Annotated in this window: 16 protein-coding genes; 2 read left to right on the top strand and 14 right to left on the bottom strand. The window is 48.9% G+C overall.

The window, feature by feature from the left end:
- The 10 genes from OC443_RS19835 to OC443_RS19790 all read right to left on the bottom strand — a co-directional run bounded on the left by OC443_RS19835 (nt 1) and on the right by OC443_RS19790 (nt 9960).
- Nucleotides 1-1101: a mechanosensitive ion channel family protein gene (locus tag OC443_RS19835; protein WP_073583487.1), complete on the bottom strand. Its 1101-nt coding sequence runs from the start codon at nt 1099-1101 to the stop codon at nt 1-3.
- Nucleotides 1102-1284: 183 nt separating this feature from the next.
- Nucleotides 1285-1713, bottom strand: a complete 429-nt coding sequence (locus OC443_RS19830) for a DUF2850 domain-containing protein (RefSeq protein WP_073583489.1) — start codon at nt 1711-1713, stop codon at nt 1285-1287.
- A gap of 982 nt (nt 1714-2695) precedes the next feature.
- Nucleotides 2696-3493: an SDR family oxidoreductase gene (locus tag OC443_RS19825; protein WP_073583491.1), complete on the bottom strand. Its 798-nt coding sequence runs from the start codon at nt 3491-3493 to the stop codon at nt 2696-2698.
- Nucleotides 3494-3691: 198 nt separating this feature from the next.
- Nucleotides 3692-5125 carry a sensor histidine kinase gene (locus tag OC443_RS19820; RefSeq protein ID WP_073583493.1) on the bottom strand — a complete coding sequence of 478 codons (1434 nt, stop codon included), beginning with the start codon at nt 5123-5125 and terminating at the stop codon, nt 3692-3694.
- Entirely contained in the window at nt 5115-5771 is a 657-nt protein-coding gene (locus OC443_RS19815) for a response regulator (protein WP_073583495.1), read from the bottom strand. The genes OC443_RS19820 and OC443_RS19815 overlap by 11 nt, the downstream gene beginning before the upstream one ends.
- Complete coding sequence (locus OC443_RS19810) at nt 5771-6421, bottom strand: tetratricopeptide repeat protein (protein WP_073583745.1); 651 nt, start codon at nt 6419-6421, stop codon at nt 5771-5773. Before OC443_RS19810 ends, OC443_RS19815 begins: the two co-directional genes overlap by 1 nt.
- Before the next feature lie 22 nt (nt 6422-6443).
- A complete protein-coding gene (locus tag OC443_RS19805; protein ID WP_073583497.1) occupies nt 6444-7112 on the bottom strand; it encodes a TenA family transcriptional regulator in 669 nt (222 codons plus the stop codon).
- Nucleotides 7109-8647 (bottom strand): AMP-binding protein, encoded by a 1539-nt coding sequence (locus OC443_RS19800; RefSeq protein WP_073583511.1) that lies wholly within the window; start codon nt 8645-8647, stop codon nt 7109-7111. The genes OC443_RS19805 and OC443_RS19800 overlap by 4 nt, the downstream gene beginning before the upstream one ends.
- Before the next feature lie 5 nt (nt 8648-8652).
- Nucleotides 8653-9255 carry a thermostable hemolysin gene (locus tag OC443_RS19795; RefSeq protein WP_073583539.1) on the bottom strand — a complete coding sequence of 201 codons (603 nt, stop codon included), beginning with the start codon at nt 9253-9255 and terminating at the stop codon, nt 8653-8655.
- 111 nt (nt 9256-9366) lie between these two features.
- Nucleotides 9367-9960, bottom strand: a complete 594-nt coding sequence (locus OC443_RS19790) for a DUF1294 domain-containing protein (RefSeq protein WP_073583541.1) — start codon at nt 9958-9960, stop codon at nt 9367-9369.
- A 151-nt stretch (nt 9961-10111) separates the two neighbouring features.
- Here OC443_RS19790 and OC443_RS19785 point away from each other — a divergent pair, with 151 nt between their 5' ends.
- Both OC443_RS19785 and OC443_RS19780 read left to right on the top strand, forming a co-directional pair.
- Nucleotides 10112-10696, top strand: a complete 585-nt coding sequence (locus tag OC443_RS19785; RefSeq protein WP_073583543.1) for a DUF938 domain-containing protein — start codon at nt 10112-10114, stop codon at nt 10694-10696.
- A 606-nt stretch (nt 10697-11302) separates the two neighbouring features.
- Nucleotides 11303-12550 (top strand): FG-GAP repeat domain-containing protein, encoded by a 1248-nt coding sequence (locus OC443_RS19780; RefSeq protein WP_073583544.1) that lies wholly within the window; start codon nt 11303-11305, stop codon nt 12548-12550.
- 95 nt (nt 12551-12645) lie between these two features.
- Here the strand turns inward: OC443_RS19780 and OC443_RS19775 are convergent, their stop codons facing one another.
- The 4 genes from OC443_RS19775 to OC443_RS19760 all read right to left on the bottom strand — a co-directional run bounded on the left by OC443_RS19775 (nt 12646) and on the right by OC443_RS19760 (nt 19073).
- Nucleotides 12646-12849, bottom strand: coding sequence for a hypothetical protein (locus tag OC443_RS19775; RefSeq protein WP_073583545.1), 204 nt, complete (start codon nt 12847-12849; stop codon nt 12646-12648).
- A 30-nt stretch (nt 12850-12879) separates the two neighbouring features.
- Nucleotides 12880-13854 carry an FHA domain-containing protein gene (locus OC443_RS19770; RefSeq protein WP_073583547.1) on the bottom strand — a complete coding sequence of 325 codons (975 nt, stop codon included), beginning with the start codon at nt 13852-13854 and terminating at the stop codon, nt 12880-12882.
- A 71-nt stretch (nt 13855-13925) separates the two neighbouring features.
- Complete coding sequence (locus tag OC443_RS19765) at nt 13926-14834, bottom strand: hypothetical protein (protein ID WP_073583549.1); 909 nt, start codon at nt 14832-14834, stop codon at nt 13926-13928.
- 27 nt (nt 14835-14861) lie between these two features.
- Nucleotides 14862-19073 (bottom strand): protein kinase domain-containing protein, encoded by a 4212-nt coding sequence (locus OC443_RS19760; RefSeq protein WP_073583551.1) that lies wholly within the window; start codon nt 19071-19073, stop codon nt 14862-14864.
- Nucleotides 19074-19203: the final 130 nt, after the last annotated feature.

The following is a 19203-nucleotide window of genomic DNA, read 5'->3' as shown; positions in this document are numbered from 1 at the left end:
TCACCCTTCCGGGTTGAAATAGCGTCCGTCATCCTTTGTGGTCATTTCCGGTTCCAGCTTCAGCGTCTGGGTCGGATAAGCAATATCAGCAGCATGTTGATGAATGATGTCCATCACCTGCAGCAAAACATCCTGTTTGACCTCATGATACTTTATCCAGTTCACCGTTTTAGTGAAGGTATAAATAAAGAAGTCCAAAGATGAAGGGCCAAATGCATTGAAATTCACAATCAGTGTCTGGCTTGAGTCGATGTCCGGATGCGTTGTCAGCATCGCTTTGACATCCTCAATAATTAACGAAACTTTTGCAGCATCATCATAGCGCAAGCCAATCGTCTCATAGATTCTCCGGTTCAGCATCCGTGACGGGTTTTCAACCACAATATTACTGAAAACTGCATTCGGCACATACAACGGACGCTTATCAAAGGTACGGATAATCGTCATCCGCCAGCCAATTCGTTCAACAGTGCCTTCAATCGAACGATCCGGAGAACGAATCCAGTCACCGACCTTAAACGGGCGGTCAAAATAAATCATCATGCCGCCAAAAAAGTTAGACAGTAAATCCTTCGCTGCAAGACCGACCACCAGACCACCGACACCACCAAATGTCAGTAACCCGGATAAACTGAGCCCAAACGTCTGCATCAGAGACAGTAAACCAGTCAGGATAAAGGCAAGACGGGAAATTTTGGCAATCGCCTGGACGGTGGTTTCATCACGCTTCTTCGCCGATAAAACATGGTGCTCGATATTATTAATCAGCCGCAGAAACACCCAGATGAAACAGAGGATGAATAACATCTGCTTTAATGTCAGCAGCCAGTTCAGTTCACTCTCAACCATATCGTCCAGCAATAAGCCGAGAGAAATACTGGCAGGCCAGCACCAGATTAAGACAGTCACCGGGGTCTGCAAAGCGTGCAGTAATAAATTATCCCAGTCGACCCGGGTTTTCTCAGTCAGTATATTCAGGCGGCTATACAGCAAACGCCAGCCAACCCAAAGCACAAGACTTGCCAGTGTGATCAGGACGATACTGTTATCCCAGTTTTGCCAGACAGATAATGCCTGAATTTTAGTGAGCCATTGATCCATAAAAAGCACAAGAGTTGAAATAAAACGCAAAGTTAACAAAAAAGAGCGACTATCACTAGTCTGTTGATATTTAAGGCAGTACCGGAGGAAACAGGGAACAGAAGAAAAACTGAACGCATCTGGTCAAGGATGCAGCCAGCATTCAATGCAGAAAATATCTCCGGTACTCACCGGGATGATTGATTATTTCCCGGCGTCATCGTCGCCGGCGCCAAACGGCGTCCGGCGGGGAACCATTCTGAGAGCACTGGGTTTATTCAGTGTATGTTCGTAACCTTCTTTAATTAAGGTTTGAATCGGCCGGCTGGGCTCAACCCGCTTCAGCTGCGGCGAGTTTTCCGTACCACTCAGTTGATAAATTGTTTCTGAACCTCCTGTTTTAAAGCGGATGGTTTTTCCATCATACTCAAACTTCGTTGTAATCAGGTGGTTATTGCGGTAAACACCTTGCTTATCAAACCTGATCACGTCACGGCGATCGCCTAACACTTTAATTTCAAGCCAGTTTCCATAAACCAGTTTAGGATTGGTATAATCCTCATAACCTTTGTAAATTAAGAAGCCGCTTAAAACTAAAAGTAATACGCCGAGCAGGGCTAACAAAGACTTCAACGGTATTCTCCCTTGCTATTGAGTAACAACAATCGAATCAACCGATCATTTCATTCATGCCGATTAACGAATCGTTATTGGAACAGATTATCAACAGAGACTCAACTCAGAGTCCGGCTGTAATGATATTGGTCCCAAAATTCAGGGTAGCAGAAATGTACGGCCGTTTCCTGCCAACTGTCTGAGCCAGACGCCCATCCCACGCCAGGCACTTCCCAGGCGCTTCAAATATCCGGAAATATCTTCAAAGTATATACCCAAACAACCTGAAGATGCAGGGTTCATCTTCAGGTTGCTTGGGTATAGTCATGAAACAGTGGGAAAACGTCGGTTTGAATCAAATGAAAATCTGATGCATATGAGGAATATATCACTAGCATTTTGTGCAACATTCTCATTTTGCATTTGCAATTTGCAAAACAATGACGATTTGATGACCAAAAAATAACAGAAAACCATGAATTGACGGCTTTTCAAAAGTTGGCCCAATGCTTGCTTTATTAAGATTGGTTTAGCCCTTTTTAAGCCGGGGGCTACCTAGCCAACTGACGTTGTTAGTGAATACGAATTGTTCACACAAAATTTATCGCCAATCACACCATGTGATTGGCTTTTTTTTTACCTGCAGTTTTTATCATCTTTTTTAATCAGAAAAGCAACCATAAGCCGGGTCATCACAAGCAAAAATTGGCGATAAAAAAAGGGGTTGCAATATCACAACCCCGAATGTGTTTATAATTTTATTATTATATTTAAGCCCGCGTTGTTAGATCACCGCATCTGCTTCAGACAAACATGCTGGTGGATTCACCGCATTTCCGGTCAACAATTTCTCACATTTAATGTCATACACTGAGCAAAAAACGTGCAGATTCTCTCACTTCCAGATAAATTCAGACCGGCCCACGGCCATCAGCCTGCTGAAAAGTTTCTCTGATCACACAAATTCTGCCTGATCTGTTTGCCCTGAAAACGGCGTCCGTTAATTTCTCAGATAACTCATTATCTTCGCGTGCTGCTTTTGAATCGATTGCGTGACAACGCCGGGCAGAATCTGATTCACCCGCACAAACAGCTTTTCCGGCCAGCCGATCCAACGTACAGCAAGCTCCTGCTCTAAAGACGCCACCACCTTCCTGGCAACCAGCTGCGGTGAATCACTCCGGTTGTTCAGTGCCTGATTCATGGCTTTCACTTCCGGCGAATTCAGGCCGGTGTCTGTCGCACGCGGAGCAATGTAAAGAGCCCGGATTCCTGAGCCATAGAGTTCCCGGTCCAGTGCTTCACTAAAGCGATAAACCCCGGACTTCGCCGCACAGTAAACCGAATATCCCGGATAACCGATCCCACCAAAAGCTGAGCCAATATTCATAATAATGCCGGGACGATTCAGCCACCCGCAGGCCAGCTTACTCACCAGTACCGGCGCGGTCAGATTCAGGTTCAGTTCATGGCGCACCGACTGCACCGACCGGTCACTCAGACAGGCAAACTGATTGGCACCGGCATTATTAATCACAATATCGAACCCCTGCTCCTGCTGCTGATATTGCAAACCCAGCTGATTCAGCCGTTCCAGATCATCATCCTGCGTCAGATCAACCGCCAGACAGACGTGCCGGGACGCATGAGGCAGCGCGTCTCTTAACGCTGTCAGCTTTTGTTCATTCCGTCCGGCCAGACAAAGCCTGGCACCTGCCCGATCAAGTGCAGTCGCCAGTTCACGGCCAATCCCACCGGATGCGCCGGTCAGTAATATCAACTTGTTTTCAAGCTTCATTCAGAATTCTCCTTATCTATCAGGCGCAACTTACCCCACCACCTTTTCGCCGGAGCGGCTGGCTGTGTTACTTTGATTCACTAAAAATATATTTGATGATGAATGACTGTGTATTGTTGAACGAACGATTTGCCCGTCAAACACAGACACACAGGGTTTATATCCAAACAACCTGAAGATGCAGGTTGTTTGGATATATCAGATGACCGGAGCAGCATCCGGCTTTTTCGCCAGAGACACGACGAATGTATTCAGTTCATCCGCTCTTGGCTCTAAGATCACACTGCCGTGGTGAAGGCGGACAATATCCCGGGTAATCGACAAACCCAAACCGGCACCATCACCTTTTTCCCGGTTCGAACGGTAAAAGCTGTCAAACAACTTCTCACGCGCCTGCGGTGAAACATCTTCACCGGTATCGGAAATAAACACCCGCGCCAGTTCAGGACCATCTTCAATTCTGACCATAATCTGGCTGCCCTGCCCCGAATAACGAATCGCATTATCCACCAGATTACTCAGCAAAATACCGAGTAAAGATTCATCGCCACGAATCGTACAAACATCGCCGCAAAACGACATCTCCTGCTGATTTTTCAGTGCCAGCGGCGCCAGTTCTCCCATCACACGCTGCATCAGCTTTTTCAGATCGACTTCTTTCAGAGCAATTTCATGGAGATTTTCAACCCGGGCTAAGGTCAGCAACTGCTGGATCAGGCGGTCGGAACGTTCAATTCCCTGTAAAATGTTTTGCAGATCTGATTTCAGATCTTCTTCTTTATCACAAATCAACGCATTCTCTGCATTCAGCCGCAAAATCGCCAGCGGGGTTTTCAGCTCATGGGCAGCCATCCGGGTAAAGCGTTTCTCCCGCTTCCAGGCTTGTTCGAGCTCAGCTAACAAACGGTTCAGTGCATTCACCAGTGCCGACAGTTCATCCGTCGGCCGGCTGACTTCAATCGTATCCAGCTTGCTGACACTGCGTTTACCGATGGCCTTTTTCAGTTCTGTGACCGGGGCAAAATTCCGTTCCATCAAAAAGAACATCAGAAAAGCAAGACAGGGAATCAGCGCCAGCTGCGGAATCAGCGTCGACAACGCCAGTTCATTCATCATTTCATCACGTACCGACTGCCTCTCAGCCACGATAATATATTCATGCTGCTGATGCTCACGCATCGGCAGTTCAAAGTAACGCCACTCCTCGCCGTCAATCTCAACGTAACCGAAACCGGAAAATGACGGATCATGCTTGATTTGATGAAAATCAGGATGCGAACTCCACATCAGCTGACCATCCCGATAAAACTGAATCACCAGATTCTGCTCATAAGGATGACCATACGCGGTTTCATCACTCTCGCTGTGACTGGAAATCTGAATATCTTTCATCCATTTTTCCAGGTGTTGTTTACTATCGCTGTCATTCAGGTGCAAATCAGACGCCGGCATGCGCAATAAAAACAATTTCGCTGTCTGGCCCAGACGCGCATCATAAACTTCTAATATTTCGTGGTGAGATGTCCGGTAACTGAAAAGTAATGAGATCAGAATAAACATCGACGACATCACAATCGCAGAGAATGTCACCCGTTTTTTAATCGAATAGCTTTTCGGTTGCTTATTTTTCAATGATATACCCTACACCACGAATATTTTTAATCACATTGCCCGGTACTTTCTTTCTCAGATTGTGAATATGCACTTCAATCGCATTATCACTGCCACCTTCGTCCCAGCCGTGCAGGGATTGCTGCAACTGTTCTTTACTCATTACTCTGCCGGCATGGTTGATCAGCGAGGCCAGAATCTTAAATTCATTATTGGTTAATTTCAGCTCTTCTCCCTGACAGGAAACCGACTGCCGGTCGAGCGAGAGAACCAAATCACCAACTTCAATCTGGCTGTCAGTGGCACCGGAAAGGCGGCGAATCATCACTCTCAGCCGGGCCAGCAATTCTTCCAGGGCAAATGGCTTCACCAGATAGTCATCCGCGCCGCCATCCAGCCCGCGCACCCGGTCCTGAATTTCATCGCGGGCAGTTAAGATCATAATCGGCACTGAATATCCGGCCCGGCGAATGGATTTCAGCACTTCAAATCCACCGATATCAGGCAGCATCAAATCCAGGATCACAGCAGTAAACTGCTCGGTTTTTAACGCCGTAACCACACCGCTGCCGCGCTCCAGCCAGTCAACGGTATACCCCTGACGGCTCAGTGCCGTGACCATTGACTGACCGAGCAGTACATCATCTTCGACTAACAATAATCTCATTACACACCTAAATCTTTCAGACGTTTGGCAATGTCTGCCTGCCGTCCTTTATCTGCCAGTTCCCGGCCCGGCCGGGGCGGCGCTTTTGCGGCACGCTGCAGGTACTCAATTGCCTGCTTTTTGCGGCCATCTTCCGCCAGAAAATCACCATAAAAATAGTTTGGGTCGATACCGTCCGGATTAATTGTCAGCGCTTTTTTCAGCATCTTCTCTGCTTTTTTATCACTGCCAAACCCAATCGGCCACCCCGGTACTTTATAATATAATGACCCCAGGCTGGTATAGGCAGACCCGGCCAGTGTGTCCGGTGCCTGCTCAATGACTTCCTCAAGTAACACTTTAGCTGATTTCACCAGAGAAAGTGCGCCCATCCCGCCATCAGCCCCTGCCAGTGAGCTTTGACTGATCGCCAGCCAGACTTTTAAATCCGGCCGTTCCGGCTGCTGCTTCAGCGCTTTTTCACTCATTTTCACCAGATTTTCCATACAGTAAATCTGATTATCTTCATCTTTTGACTGATACTGGCATTCTGCCCATTTTTTCTGGATGGAACTGAGTTGTTCATCCGGTGCTGCCTGAGCCGGAAGTGTGCAGGCAAAAGCTGCCAGCGCCACTGAAACCATTCCCGATCGTCTGTTGATTAAATGCATCTTCATTCACTCCCGGATTCATTTAAGCCGCAGCTGTCAGTGAGTGCAGCATCTGACCATACAGATGGAACACCATGTTAGCTGATTCGATAATCACCGCCTGTTCCTGCGGGTCTTCAATCTTATCCATCAATTCCGCAAAGAAGCGGATGTGTTCCTGATCAAGCTCACTGTGAGAGGTTAAATACGTCAGCGCTTCATCCGGCAGGTTCAGCGTTTCTTTGACCTGTCTGGCGACCTGAGCACCAATTCCGACACTGGTCCCTTCCAGCACCCATACCATGCCAAACAGGGTCAGCGGATTACCGCGATCGATATTGTGATACAGATAAGCCAGCATCAGCTCTATCGGCATGCCCATTGCTCCTTCGCCCTGATTGTTGCGTACGGCATCCGCATCACCGCCACACGCCTGAATATCATTCAGAATCCACTCATGGTGACCAATTTCTTCTTCAATATATTCTGCAACCGCAGCTCTGACCCACTCATGGGATTCACCCAGACGGGCACCACAGGCCATCAACAGTGGTGTCGTGTGTTTTACATGATGATAGGCCTGCGCTAAGAACTGATGATACTGCGGCAGGGAAATATCACCGCACTCACAGTCGGCGACAATCGGTGCACTCAGCATGGCTTCTCTCGCCGGGCGGGTTGCTTCCTGTAAAGTGGCAAAAAAATGGCTCATAGGGATACCTCTAAAGTGTCAATCGTTGAATTCAGTGTGATAATGGCGATCGTGTCCCGGTATAAACCGGGTTCTTTCAGCCATGTTTGTGTCTGTTGTTCGATCACTGTCCGTCTCGGGCGCTGATTGGCCGTCAGAAAGGACAGATAAGTCTCCGGGTCTTTGATAAAAATCAGCTGGCATACCTGCGCGTAATCCGGCAGGGTGTCGTTCAGGGCCTGAACCGCTTCCACAGCGGCCTGCACATCACGGGTAACCAACACTGCGGATAAGCGTTCCTGCGATTCCCCCGTGACAAAAAAGTGTCTCAACGCTTCCCAGCGCTGTGCCTGTGCTTCGATCCACTCCGGAGAAATATTCCGGCCGAAGCTGGTAATTATCTGGTTCTTTTTTCTGCCCCGGACGAACAGATGCCCCTGTGCATCCAGTTCACCTAAATCACCGGTTGCAAGCCAGGTCTGAGCGAATGGCTGTCCGAGATAACCGAGTGCAATGCCATCTTTCACCCACACTTCGCCATCTTCAGCGATCCGGACCTGAACATGCGGCAACACTTTCCCGCAGCTTCCGGGCCGGTCATACTGCGGCGTATTGAGCGCCACCACGGAGCCACATTCAGACAGACCATAGCCTTCGTAAGCCGGAATACCCACCCGGCGCGCCTGCTCCAGCACGGACTCCGGCACATGCGCCCCGCCGACTGCAACAAACTTTAGCGAAGAAACCACTTCAGCATGGTGCTGACTTAACGTCACCAGTGCATGCAGCAGTGCCGGTGTGAGCACCATAGTGTCTGGCCGGGATTCGAGTAACATTTGCATCCACTGCAACGCATCAAACTGACTTGAACCACGCAACCCGACCGAGCTGCCATCCGGCACGACAGATGTCACGCCAAGATATAAAGGCACATAAGCGCCGGTGATATTCTCCAGCAGGGTCGACAGTGGCAGCATCACCAGATGCTTTTCTAATCCTTCACACGGGCAGATGGCTTCCGCCAGGCTCCGGGTGACTTCATCCAGATTCTGCTGGCTCAGGCACACCCCTTCCGGCTGCCCGGTAGAACCGGAGGTAAACGTAATCTTGACTGTCCCCGGTAAAATCACCGGCACAGATTCAGAGACCGGCGCTAGAGCCCGGTGCCCGATGAATAACTCATCACAGATTTTTTCTTCACTCCCTGCAGAAAAGTCTGCCAGCGGCTGATCGTAAACCAGCACATCCGCCTGAGTCTGAGATAAAACATGTTTAATTTGCTGGCGGCTGAAAAACTTCGGCACCGGTAAGCAGGGAATGCCTGCATACATAGCCGCTAAATCGGCCACCAGCCATGCCGGACTGTTTTCGGCATAAATAGCAATGCAGCGGGCAGAATGCTGCTGAAAATATGCCGCATATTTCTGAACCTGTTCCCATAGCTGACGATAAGTCAGCACCAAAGCAGCACCGGTGTGGCTTCTGCCGGTAAAAGCAGCTCGATCGCCATGGTGTTGTGCATGTTCAGCTAAAGCTGAAATGATCTGGCTTTTCATAAAAATTATTCCTGTCCGGTTCGTAAGCTCATGTACTGTTGCAGGTATTGCAGCCCCTGACGGATGTTCCCGGCAACAATCCTCGGCTGTGTCTGGTAATAACGGCCCCACAAATGCGCATTTTCAACCCGCGCCGGGTCGGCCTGCGCAATCACCACCGGGTTGAGTCCCATTCGTTTCATCAGCGCAAATAAAGGGTCAGTCACGGTGCAGATACACCACTGATAATTCAGGGCAGCAAGATGGCGGGTGATCAAATAAAAATGCAGGGGAGAAAAGCCTTTTGAAAATGCAGCCAGCTGCCCGAATTCAATCAGAGACTCACGACTGACCGGCTGTGAGAAATGTTCAGAAATCAGCTGCTCTGCCGGGTAATCCAGATACTGCTCCAGAAACAGAGTGTCTTCAGCCGCAGCGCGATAACCACAGACTGACTGAATCTCGTCCTGCTGCACCAGCGCCAGAAACACCGGCATAAAGGCTTCGATCTGCGCATCAAATGCCGAGGCATACCGGTCAACCACATACTGCTCGGCACGCTGACGCAGTGCATGGTGCGGTTCAATCACTGTTAAACGGACGGAAGCATGGTTGAGTGCTACTGACATATTGAATTCCTCGCCTGAACTTTGATTGAAAGATTAAGCGGGAAAACTTAAGGGAAACTTAAGGGAGGATTTTTTGTTCTTCTGTGTTGATTTTCAGCCGGTTAAGAAAAGCTAAAGATTTAAAATCAAATCTGCCACCAACTGAATTTTCTCAGAGCCTGAGTCTGTGAATGTCCAGCAGAATGCTGTGATATTCAGCAGCACCGTCAGCCATAAGATGGTTTTAAACGGCTGCTTTCTGGATTTGTGGCGCAGCTGATGCTGAGCCAGTAAAGCGCCGGGCCAGCCACCGGCTAAGGCTAATAAATGCAACGAGTTTTCTGCTGTCCGCCACTGACCCAGCTGCGCCGCCTTTTTATCCCATGCGTACATCAGCCAGGTGAACAGGCTCAACACAAGGTAAAGGGGAATTAAAAACAGATGACTATGGAGCGTTAGCGGGGAAACACAGGCAAAAACTAAAAAAGAGCAGCCAAACAAAACCGTCGGCGGAATGGCTTTGACACTGGTCACCGATACATTGACCGCCCGCAGTCGTTTGCGTTTATCTTCGCAGGTTTCAAAGCTCACCTGATCATTGAGTCCCGGGCGTAATCCCTGATGCTTCAGTTCAGAGACATGAAGAAATATCCGCCGTTCCTGATCCGCAACAGCGATAAAGCCATAGCCTTTTTCATCATGCCATTCAACGATTTTCCCTTTCACACCGGTTCCTTATTCAATCAAGAGTATTTTCAGGTTGTCTGGGTATAAATATAGTCCAGAGACAAACTCAGAAAAGTATCACAGCAACAACTTGCGATCATGAGATAATTCATGAACACTGTAACAAACTGATTAAGCAAACGAATTTATTATGTCAAAACGTTTCAGCCCATCATTTGAAAGAAATAAGCAACCGATTTTTGAGCAGCTCACCCGCCACCTGAAACACAGCCGCCATGTGTTAGAAATTGGCTCCGGCACCGGACAGCACGCGGTGTTCTTTGCTGCCAACATGCCACATCTGCACTGGCACACCAGTGATATGCCACAAAACCATGCCAGCATTCATGCGTGGATAGCATCATCAGACTCAGGCAACCTTTCTGCACCCGCCGCTTTTACTCTCGGTCAGGATGACTGGCCGGAGGTGAATGCAGATGCAGTTTTTACCGCCAATACAACGCACATCATGCAGCCGGAAGAAGCGAAAACCATGATGGAAATGGTCGCAAAGCATCTGCCGGAAGGCGGTATTTTCTGCCAGTATGGTCCGATGAAGGTCAATGGCGATTTTACCACCGACAGTAACCGGGAATTTGACCAGTCACTGAAGCAGCAACATTTCGGCGGCATCCGCGATATTCAGGAGTTAGCATCGTGGGCAAAAGGGCTGGATTTGATCGAGAAGATCCCCATGCCGGCGAATAATTTTCTGCTGGTGTGGCAAAAGTCTTAAGATTTATACCCAAGCAACCTGAAGATGCAGGTTGCTTGGGTATATTCACTTCCTCTGTCAGCACGGCTTATCCGGTGTTTTCACATCCCGGCGCATTTTACCGGGCATAAAAAAACCGCAGGCTTCCCGGGTTGCCAGTGTTGGCATTTCCCGGGCACCACATCAATCTTTCTGGTTATTTTGCGCTCTTTCAAAGTGACGACACTGACCACAACGCTGCATCAACGACTCTTTTTTTCATTGTGTTGCGTTGAATATTCTGACTGAATGCGGGGGTTCTGTCGGCTCGTGAGGTCAGATTGATAGTCTGGATTGATAGCCTGAAGCATCCGGGAATACAACCGCCGAACATATTATGTAAAACAATATCAAATGCATTTGATTGCTTAACAGATATCACATCAGAGCCACACAAATAAAAATACAATTAGTTGCGTATTTATTTGCGGGTTTTACCAAAATTTCCATCTCTCTTTTCTCGCCGCTGTTGTGTTTATCTGATTGATTTATCAGTCAGATAAATGCCGGTCACAGAGGTTGGTCAACCCGCAGGGACAATCAATACCATTCCTGAATCAACACAAAAAATCACACAAGGGGAATCAAGTGATTAAAAAAAGGGTTTTAACTATATGTACTCTGCTTTTGTGCAGTGGTGTGGCATACGCAGAGAGTGAGTCTGAAAATCTCTTGTTAGAAAAGGAAGCAGCCGCTTCCACTTTGTTTAGTGCAGCAGAAGTATGGAATGCTGCATACGGATATAACGATGGCTGGAGAACAACGCAACACCCGCGCATGATTGCGGATGTCAATGGTGACGGGCTGAAAGACATTGTCGGCTTCGGAAAAGAAGGCGTGTATGTTTCACTCTCCAGCGGGACTGAATTTGCTGCCCCGGCACTATGGGTAAAAAATTATACGCCAATGTATGGCTGGCAGGTGCCGCTTCATCCACGGGTGATGGCAGACGCAAATGGTGACGGGCTGGCTGATATTATCGGATTCGGTAAGGAAGGTGTTTATGTCTCTCTGTCTACCGGCAGCGAATTCAGCACACCGAAATTATGGGTACAGCAGTTCGGATATAATCAGGGATGGCGCAAACTAAGACACCCGCGTCAGGTTGCCGATGTGAACGGCGATGGTATGGCCGATATCATTGGTTTTGCCGATGGCGGCGTGATTGTTGCGTTATCGACAGGCAACGGATTCAGCGCACCGTCGACGTGGGTTGAGCAATATGGATTCAATCAGGGATGGAGAATCAATAAACACCCCCGGACAATGGCTGATGTGAATGGCGACGGACTGGCCGATGTGGTTGGCTTTGCCGGTAATGGCCCTTATGTCGCGCTTTCCACCGGCAGTGGGTTTACCACCCCGGCTTACTGGCTGGAAGATATGGCTCAGAACCAGGGCTGGCGGGTCAGTCAGCATCCCCGGGTACTCGCTGATGTCGATGGCGACGGGAATGATGACATTGTCGGTTTTGGCAAAAATGCAACCTATGTAGCATTATCCACCGGCAGCAGCTTCTCATCTCCGGCGGCCTGGACCAAAGCCTATAGCCTGGCAAACGGCTGGCGGATCAAACAGCACCTGCGCAAGCTCGTTGATGTCAACGGAGACGGCATGAAAGACATTGTTGGCTTTGGCAATCAGGGCGTTTATGTGTCGCTCTCTTCCGGGGCCGGATTTGATGCAGCGCAGATGGCGGTTAAAACTTTCGGTTATTCCGGAGGCTGGAAAATCAGCCAGCATCCGCGGTTGCTGGGCGATGTCAATGGTGACGGGCTGAGTGATATTATCGGGTTTGGCTCTGATAATACTTATGTGTCTCTCAATAACAATTAGCGACGGTTCCGAATCCTTTATACACCATCCGGTCAAATAATGAAGGACACACATCCACATGGATTGTGTGTCCTTTCTTTACGTCTCCTGTTTGATTACCGGCAAATCAAACCAGCCTGATGACCATGATGTATCACCCAGTGAAACCATTCGGGCTGCAAACTGGTCGTAAAACCATGGCGCTGGAATGCTTCATCCCAGCCCAATGCCTCATCAACGATCGGCTTCATATACTGCTTAAAAATATCAAAAGTCAGCCCGGATTCATCCGGGCTGAGCGGCATAAGTTCAATCTCCATGCAAAACTTCCTGTTGATGGCAAAAATAATTTAAGACAAATGCCTGGAGTCCACCTCCAGCCTGCTCCCTTTTATCACCTGATAATCCCGCACCGCAAGCCGGACCCGTCCCCGTTTACGTTCAATAAAATCAGGCACCATGAGACCTTCTGATAACAACACATCCTGTATCTGCTTACGAGCCCGGTGAATCTGAATATTGAGATGAGTTTCTGACAGCCCCATATCTTTCATCAGCTGCATCACAGAACGCCAGCCCTGCTCTGATTCCGGAACATGCTGTTTGAGATCTTCCGCTTTGTACCGTGCAAGCAGAGCGGTTAAGTAATGGTGGCTGCGGACTTCACAGTCAATCTGATGATTGTGATCCCGAATGATCAGTTCGGTCAATTCTTCATCCTGACTGATATTGAAGATATAGCACAGCTCATCGTTTGTCTGAGTATTGAACTGTACGGTTTCTTCTATGCCGGTGTCGACGCCTTTGATTAACCGCCATGCATGATGGGAAAATTGCAGCATCTCACCATCTCTCAGCGGATAAGTCTCACCGTTTTCAACATGCTCACATTGCCATTCCTGAACCGTCATATTATAAAAAAGGACAATCTCAGGTGAATTTTCACTGGGCAGAAAATGATACCGTTCCAGATAAATCGGCTTGATATCCGGATCGGCGTTGTCCGTTTCCGGCACCAGCAGATCTCTGGGCGGCTCAAGATCCGCAACCACAAACGGCGCATCCTGATAGCCGGAAAAACAGATTTGATCCTGAACCTGAAGCAGATAAGGCTGATGAGGAGAAATCAGATGACCATTGACCCGAACACCATTTTTACTTAAATCCCGCAAATACCAGGCATCATGCCATTCAACCACAGCATGGATGCGCGAAGCATCCGGAAAATCAATCACGGTATCCACCTTCGCCGATAACCGGCCAAACTGATGAAATGCTTTCAGGAAAACCGGATATTGTGCATGAGAATAGTTGAGAGAAGCCATGACATTTCCTTATTCGAATATCTGACGTTGATTTCAGTCCGGTTTATTTTCAACACAAATACACCAGACCGTTACAGAAAGCTCATTAAATTTGCCACCATACACACAGTCGCCCGGTCCGCTCGCATCACCTGCGCATGTTTAACCTGATTCTGGCTGACTTGTCCCAGCACATCTTCCGGGTTCAGTGCGCCGGCCTGAACACCGGCATTCCGGTAAAAACGGGCCAGTGATTGTGCAGCAAGAACCTGACGCTCCTGATTTAACTGTGTTTTAATTTCGTCACTGTCAGGCGTCTGAATGAGTGCGTTTTTCAGACGATCTATCGTTTGATTCAATCCGTTCAGATCAATCACCTGCCCGTTTTTCAGATCAAGTTGCTCAAAGCTATCCAGCTCTTTGGTACTGATATAATGAATGTGATAAGGATAGAATTGATTGCAGTCCCGGACTTTCAGCGGATTCACATAAGAAGCAATATATAAGTTTTCTTCAACCGGATCACATAACTGATTGGAGGCAATCAGCGGAAGATAGGAAATATCCGGCAAATATTCAGGTAAAAGCGATTTAATCTGGCGGATGGGCGTATCACGCCTTTCCTGCGGCGAATGTTCAAACCAGCGTGGCGGGTTAAACCGGGACATTTGCAACACCCGCAGGTCAAGCATGTAACCCGGCTTAATTTCATCACGATGAACACTTTCAGGATACTGTGCCGTTTCCAGATTCCACGGAATCACCTTACTCAGGACCGGCCCGGTGATATTCATGGGCCGCAACTGCCCGCCGGCACCAAAAAAGAAGTGATAATCGGACTCGCTGTAACACCATTCAAGCTTTCTTACTGTGGCGCTGGTGTAATCCTCATACTTGAGTAATGAGGCATATTCTCCGCTTTCCCTGATAACAAAGATATCCTGAGAACGGGACGTAATCTGACCGCCGATAATATATGGCTCTGATAATTCAATATACATAACTTCTCCTCATCGTTGTAATTAATTTCAGAGATAACCCAGTCTTTTGGATTCCTCTATAGCTGCGCTGAATAACGGATAACAATCATCCCGTGTTTGCGGTTTGTGTCTGAGTGCATCCTGAAGTGGCTGTATCATACTGTCGGGAAGCCATTGCTGACGGGTATCGGTTAACGTCGTCACCACAGCGCCCAGCCGCCTGGTTATCTGCTCCGGCGTAAACAGATGCGGCGCAGTCACCAGCAGCTCCAGCTCCGTCAGTAATGCCAGCCATTGCATCGGAAATGGTGTTTCAGCAGACAGTGTCTGCCAGATGTCCTGACTCCGCTTCAGATAGACCAGAGCCTGCTCATTCGCGTGATGTCTACAGGCTACCCATGCCAGATTCGCTGCCGCAATGGCAATATAGCCATTCATATCAGAGGCTTCGGCACAGGCCATCGCCTGCTCTGCAAAATGACCCGTGGCCTCTGGCTGGGCCTGCCTGCGGTAAAGAACAGCCAGATAAGTGAAACAACGGGTTTTCAGTGTGGTCTCGGCTTCTTTCTCCGCCCGTGCCAGTGCCTGATGCAGATAAGTACCGGCCTCCTCAAAATGCTGAGAGAAAAGACAGCAGAACCCCAGACTGAACAGAGTATGAATCTGTAACCCATTGTCAGGTGTTTCCTGTGCAGCCTGATACGCAGCTCTGGCAATCGCCACATCCGCATCCGTCAGCCTGTAACGTGTGTGCCTGAATCGAAACTGCAGCCTTGCATCGAAAAATTGTGCTTTTGCCAGCGGATCATCAATCCTGTCGATTTCAGGCGTGACTTCTTCAATCAGCTGTTGCATCGCGGCAATATCATTTTGCCAGTAGCAGGCGTACAGGCGGGTCACTTTGACATTGAGCCAGGTTCGCCACCACGCCAGTGTATGCTGAGACTGAACCGCCAGAAAACGCTCTGCCTGATCATAAGCCGCAAACGCCTGTTGATGATGATGCTGCCCTTCCCAGGCACTGCCACACCGGATACAAAGCTGTGCGCTTTGCAAAGGATCACGTTCACCGGATACATCAATCGCCGACTGATAATGCTGCCTTGCAGGCAGATAGCGGGCCTGCTTCATCAGGCTATCTGCCAGGCCGGTATGCGCGGTCAGTTCATATTGTCGCAGGGCTTCTGATTCCGGTGTTTGTCCGGGATAAAGAGCTGCCGAAGCATCTGTCATCAGCGACAGGGCTTTATCGAAATAATAAACTGCATCATCGATCACAAATGTTTCGGATGCGGCTTCGCCGGCCTGCAAATAGCAGGGAATCGCCCGTTCAGGCGTGTCTGTTTTTGACCAATGCCACCCGGACAGTGCCGGTGGATACTGTTCCGTACCGGATATCTCCTCAAGCGCCAGCGCGATTTGTTTATGAATGCCGGGCTGATTCGCGGCACTTTCATAAATAGCGTCACGAATCAGTGCGTGTTGAAACACATAGTGATTTCCGGTCACGCTACGCTGAATAAAAATCAGTTTTGCCCGCTGTAACTCATCCAGGTCAACCTGCAGCTGCATTTTGTCTTTGTCCGATGCCAGCAGCAGTAATGCCTGACTAAACGAGCGGCCTATCGCAGCAGCAAGTAACGCCGTCTCTCTGGCAAACGTCAGCCGGTTCAGCTGATACTGCAAAGATTCCCGCAATGTTTCAGGAATGTGGGCATCCGGTTCATCTGAGATAAATTCAATACGGCCATTGACCTGATGCACCATCTTCTGATAACGGAGATAAGTCACCAGTTCTTCAAGAAAAAGCGGATTGCCATCGCAACGTTGGGTCAGTAAATCAACCACCGGCTCGCTGACCGGCTGAGACTCAAACAGGGCAAGAATAAATGCCCGACAATCCTGATGGCTGAGTTTTCCCGGCACCAGCACATCGCCCGGATGTTTTTTCAGTACAGCAGGCAGAGCCGTTCTTGAGGTATTGATCCAGCGGGCATTCCCTTTATGAAACGGTGCAGAACCGATGAAATAATCAATAAACGCAATCGTGGTTGGATCGGCCCAGTGTAAATCTTCACATATAAACAGAATGTTCTTGTCTGTGACGGCGGATTGTGTCGAATGACCCTGTACCGTCTCAGATGAAGCAGGCTCAGTCAAAGAGAGGCACAACAGCTGACTCAGCGATAAAAACAGGCACTCACGCTGCTGCTTCGGCGACATATTTGCCAGTAACTGCCGGTGTTGCAGCGCATCCTGATGCAAGCAGCCTGACGGAGCATTGAACAGCGGATGAAACCAGACCCAAAGCACCGCAAGACACTTGTCTTTCATTTCGGACTCACAAGGCAGTTGCGCTGCTATTTTGCTCAGTTTCTGCTCCGGATTCTGACTGAGCTGATAGCGCATCATCACCTGACTCAGCACCGGATATAAAGCATGGTTCTGGTGTTCAGGCAAACACTGCATCATCCAGTGTGTTTGATGTGGCAGCTGCTCCCTGAGCTCTGACAGTAAGCGGGATTTACCAATACCCGCTTCCCCGCGGATATGAAATAATCGCGGCTGGGTATGGTCTTTGTCATCTTCCCGGTTCTGCTTTTTATCGCCCTGCGTACACCGGGCGACCAGCTGCCTCAGCAGCGCTTCCCGGCCAAAAAAAGCCTGGTGTTTCTGCGCACTGCGCAAAAAACCAAAGGCTTCAGAGAGTCGTTCTCCCTGCAGTAAATAAAGTTCTGACGAAAAATAAAGTTCTGACGGTTGTAAAGCCCGTTTTTCAACCGGCGCAAAAATCAGCTGATTTTGCAGTAAAGCCCGCACCTGTGACGTACAGAGGATTTGACCGGGCTGCGCAGTCCGGGCTAACTCTGTTGCCGTGTTGGCAACCGTACCAACAGGCATCTCACCGGCAATACTGCGCATCATTCCGGCTTCCAGACCGATTCTGATTTCATTGATCAAACCATGCTGATCGGCAACCTGTGTTTGTCTGTCTGTGAAATTCCGCCATATATCCAGTGCTGCCCGTGCGCAGAGTCTGCTGTCGTTATCACTCACATTGGGATAACCAAAATAAAACAGGATGGTGTCGCCTGATGTACCGGCATGTGTCGCCCCATAGCGCACCGCAATATCCATACACTGCTGAAGCTGATCCGCATGAATCATCTCAATCACATCCCGGAATGCAGGCAATGAATTTGCTGACTCATTTTCAGATGACCGGCAAGTCACAATCACACTCAGGGCAGATATCTGTTTGCGCTCGGTGATTTGAGAATAACCGGTCCGGGCCGTTTGCATCAGCGTCATGTCATCATTCACACCGGCTTCATACAGCGCGATACCTGAAGTAGATGTCGTCTGCTCAGCAACCAAATCCGCAAAATGAAGCTGACAAAATTCCTGATAAACATCAACGGTATTGCCGGGCCGTTCCAAAGGCTTTTTATTGAGAATACGCCGGAAAAACAACGCAGAGTGATGCCCGGCCAGCGGCCCGAGCGGTACATTCGCCGCACTAAGCTGCTGGTGGAATACGGAAGCTAAACTACTGCCTTTCATCACAGGCCTGCCGGTCAGGCACTCCAGAAAAACCAGCCCCCAGATATACAGATCTGTCTGCGGCAGTGCAGGCTCGCCGCGTAACTGTTCCGGCGCGCTATAGGTCGGCGTGCCGAGTGTTTCCTGTGTCAGCGTCAGCGTCTGGTAATCATCATGTCTGACATCATGTTTGAATGTCCCGATACCAAAATCCAGTACTTTGACATGACGTCTGGCACCGACATGATAAAGCATGATATTGGCAGGTTTGATATCCCGGTGAATAATTCCCTGCTCATGCGCATGTGCCAGCGCATCGAGCACACCAGCCATGATATCCGCCGCATCCACCGCCGACAATGGCCCGTATTGAGCCAGCTGGTCTTTCAGCGTGATACCGTCAACAAATTCATAAACCGCATACAGCAGATCGTTCTCTTGCTGGCCTTTATCAATCAAAGAGACGATATTAGGATGGTTCAGGCGCCGGATAAGATCGCATTCACGATGAAAACGGGCAATGCAGCGCTGCCGCTTTTGTGCTGATTCAGATGGGGAAAGCGTGAGAAATTTAATCGCAACATATTTTTTCGTCCGGTTTTGCATGGCTTTGTATACTTGTCCAAAGCCACCTTCCCCGATTTTTTCGAACAACTGATACGCTTCCGACCGGAAGCGGACATGTAATGCGACTGCGTCTGGTAACTCATACGCCATAGTTATTATTACCCGATGTATTCGCCAACTACGAAAAACCAAATATGCAACAACTTAATATGCATGAATATTGATCATTGTTCAGCTCTTGTAAAGAAAAGAGTGAGAAATATTGATCCAACTGGTTGAC

Source organism: Vibrio quintilis (assembly GCF_024529975.1).
GTDB lineage: Bacteria > Pseudomonadota > Gammaproteobacteria > Enterobacterales > Vibrionaceae > Vibrio > Vibrio quintilis.
The sequence above is the reverse complement of the archived record's forward strand: the minus strand, read 5'-3'. Positions and strand labels throughout refer to the sequence as shown.

Coding starts and splice junctions, on each gene's coding strand:
- OC443_RS19835 (WP_073583487.1), bottom strand. CDS start 1,101: ATGGATCAATGGCTCACTAAAATTCAGGCATTATCTGTCTGGCAAAAC.
- OC443_RS19825 (WP_073583491.1), bottom strand. CDS start 3,493: ATGAAGCTTGAAAACAAGTTGATATTACTGACCGGCGCATCCGGTGGG.
- OC443_RS19815 (WP_073583495.1), bottom strand. CDS start 5,771: ATGAGATTATTGTTAGTCGAAGATGATGTACTGCTCGGTCAGTCAATG.
- OC443_RS19810 (WP_073583745.1), bottom strand. CDS start 6,421: ATGCATTTAATCAACAGACGATCGGGAATGGTTTCAGTGGCGCTGGCA.
- OC443_RS19805 (WP_073583497.1), bottom strand. CDS start 7,112: ATGAGCCATTTTTTTGCCACTTTACAGGAAGCAACCCGCCCGGCGAGA.
- OC443_RS19800 (WP_073583511.1), bottom strand. CDS start 8,647: ATGAAAAGCCAGATCATTTCAGCTTTAGCTGAACATGCACAACACCAT.
- OC443_RS19795 (WP_073583539.1), bottom strand. CDS start 9,255: ATGTCAGTAGCACTCAACCATGCTTCCGTCCGTTTAACAGTGATTGAA.
- OC443_RS19785 (WP_073583543.1), top strand. CDS start 10,112: ATGTCAAAACGTTTCAGCCCATCATTTGAAAGAAATAAGCAACCGATT.
- OC443_RS19775 (WP_073583545.1), bottom strand. CDS start 12,849: ATGGAGATTGAACTTATGCCGCTCAGCCCGGATGAATCCGGGCTGACT.
- OC443_RS19770 (WP_073583547.1), bottom strand. CDS start 13,854: ATGGCTTCTCTCAACTATTCTCATGCACAATATCCGGTTTTCCTGAAA.
- OC443_RS19765 (WP_073583549.1), bottom strand. CDS start 14,834: ATGTATATTGAATTATCAGAGCCATATATTATCGGCGGTCAGATTACG.
- OC443_RS19760 (WP_073583551.1), bottom strand. CDS start 19,073: ATGGCGTATGAGTTACCAGACGCAGTCGCATTACATGTCCGCTTCCGG.